Origin of the sequence: Streptomyces phytophilus, from assembly GCF_013870535.1 — a bacterium.
Lineage (GTDB): Bacteria > Actinomycetota > Actinomycetes > Streptomycetales > Streptomycetaceae > Streptomyces > Streptomyces phytophilus.
In genome coordinates this window covers 1-2553 of record NZ_JACBXC010000891.1, presented here as the reverse complement: position 1 = coordinate 2553, position 2553 = coordinate 1, and the positions used below count along the sequence as shown (strand labels likewise).

At 76.1% G+C, this 2553-nt stretch carries 2 protein-coding genes; both read left to right on the top strand.

Translation table 11 applies throughout. The annotated features are described in order from the left end of the window. On the top strand, positions 1–1844 hold a 1844-nt coding region (locus H5J30_RS26780), incomplete at its 5' end, for a sialidase family protein (protein WP_181789900.1). 242 nt (positions 1845–2086) lie between these two features. Next, positions 2087–2308 (top strand): hypothetical protein, encoded by a 222-nt coding sequence (locus tag H5J30_RS26775; RefSeq protein WP_181789899.1) that lies wholly within the window; start codon positions 2087–2089, stop codon positions 2306–2308. The last annotated feature ends 245 nt before the right edge of the window (positions 2309–2553 follow it).

The following is a 2553-nucleotide window of genomic DNA, read 5'->3' as shown; positions in this document are numbered from 1 at the left end:
CCGCCGCCGCGCCCCCGGCGGCGGCGCCGGACACCGCGCCCGCGCCGGGGCCCGGTAAGCGCATCGCCTACGCCACCGTCTTCGAGCGCGGCGAGGACGGCTACCACTCCTTCCGCATCCCCGCCGTCGCCGAGGCCGCCGACGGCACGCTCCTCGCGTTCGCCGAGGGCCGGGTGGACGGTCCGGGCGACGACGGCGACATCGACCTCGTGCTCAAGCGGTCCCCGGACGGTGGCCGCACGTGGGGCGAGCTGTCCGTCGTCGCCGACGACGGCGGCAACAAGTTCGGCAACCCCGTGCCGGTCGTGGACCGCGCCACCGGCCGCGTCCTGCTCAACACCACCCGCACCGGCGGCGGCGTCTCCGGCCAGGACGTCATCTGCGGCCGGGCGACGGCCGAGGAGACCCGGCGCTCCTTCGTCCAGCACAGCGACGACAACGGCGCCACCTGGTCCGAGCCCCGCGAGATCACCGCCGACGTCAAGCGGCCCGGGTGGCGGCACTTCGTCGGCGGCCCCGGCCACGGCACCCAGCTCACCCGCGGCGCGCACGCCGGCCGGCTCGTCATCCCCGGCAACCACTCCCGCGCCCCCGAGCCCGGCGGCGCCTGCCCCGACAACCGGCTCTTCGGCGGCCACGCCCTCTACAGCGACGACGGCGGCGCCACCTGGCACCTCGGCGGCGTCGACGAGGTCACCGACGGCACCGTCATCCCCAACGAGACCTCCGCCACCGAACTGTCCGACGGCACCGTCTACTTCAACACCCGCGACCAGCACGGCAGCAGCCCCGGCTCCCGCGCCGCCACCGTCAGCGGCGACGGCGGCGCCACCTTCGACGCCCCGTACCGCGAGGTGCCCGACCTCCTCGCGCCCGTCGTCCAGGGCGCCGTGCTCACGCTCCCGGCCGCCTCCGACCCCGCCCGGCGGCTGGTGTTCTCCGCGCCCCGGCACGCCACCGCGCGCGAGGACCTCACCCTGCGCACCAGCCGCGACGACGGCGCCACCTGGCGGGAAGGACCGCAGGTCCACGACGGCCCGGCCGGCTACTCCGACCTCGTGCCGGCCGCCGGCGGTGTCGGCGTGCTCTACGAGAACGGCGACCGCGCGCCCGTCGGAGACGGCCTGCAGCCGTACCACCGGCGGATCACGTACGCGCACGTGCCCGCCCCGGTGCTGACCACCCCGCCGCCGCGGCCCGCCACCACGCCCGACGCCTCCGGCCACCGCCGCGACGCCGTCGTCAGCGGCGCTCCCGAGCGCGTCGGCGGGCCCTTCGGCCGCGGCCTGCGGCTCGACGGGGACTACGTCGAGACGCCGCCGGCCGGCGAACTGGCGTTCGGCACCGGGCCGTTCACCGCCGCCGCCTGGTTCCGCAGCACGGAGGGGGAGCAGCAGCAGGCCGTGCTCTGGGCGCACTCCGAGGAGGCGGCGGACGCCAAGTGGTGGCTCCGGCTGGAGCCGGACCAGCGCCGCATCCGGGGCCATGTGAACACCGGCTCCGAGAACACCTTCGTCTCCGCCCCCGGCGACTTCGCCGACGGCCGGTGGCACCACGTCGCGCTCACCCGCGACGAGACGGGCGTCACCCTCTACGTGGACGGGGCCCCCGCCGCCGCCTCGGGGCCGGTCGCGGGCTCGGTCTCCGCGGACGCCCGTACCGGCATCCGGGCCGGCGCCCGCACGGGCGGGATCAACAACCCGCTCGTCGGCGCCGTGGACGAGGTGTGGCTGCTGGACCGCGCCCTCGACGCCGGGCAGGTCGCGCGGCTCGCGGAGGAGAACCGCGCCCCGCGCGGGGACACCGTGCTGCACCTGCCGCTGGAGAAGGTCCGCCGCGGCTAGTCGGGAGCGCGGGTGCCGCGGCCGGGTCGCGGCACCCGTCTTCCGTCCTCCCGGCCCCGGCGGAAAAAGTCGGGCCGCGGGGGCGCACGTGCCCCAGCTCTTGCGTTCTGTGGGGCCCGTTACAGTGAAATCGCCCGTTCCGGGTACTGTGACGTATGGCACGAACGCGTGTCGCCACGACTGCCGGGCCCCTGATCGGGTAGCGGCGGACGTGATCAGCCGTCGATCGAGGAGGACCCGCGGTGGCCGCTCCCGCTCCGTACGAAGTCAGCCACGACCACCACCACAAACCCGTCGAGGGTGCCGACCCCGACTACGGCCTGGCCGGCGCCTGCTCCTGCGCCGAGCTGCCGCTGACCAGCGAACCCCCGCTGGCCGCGGGCACTCCGCTGACCAGCGAGCCGCCGCTCGCCGCCGACGACAACCTCATCAGCGAGCCGCTGCCGCCCGTTCACTTCACGTGACGGCCTGCTGACGGCGCGCGGCTGCCGCAGTACGATCAGCCTGCCGGCTCACCCCGGCGGCGACCCTCCGGGGCCCGCGACCGGTTGTGCGGGTGAGGCCGGAGCCGATGACGTCGCATACCACCTGGGGGTGGCATGTCTCTGGCGCGGTTAGCTGCGCTGCACGGAGTCGCGGTCTCGTACGAACGCACCCCGGGCCGTGCCCGGAAGGTGCCCGACGAGACCCTCGTCGCGGTCCTCGCCGC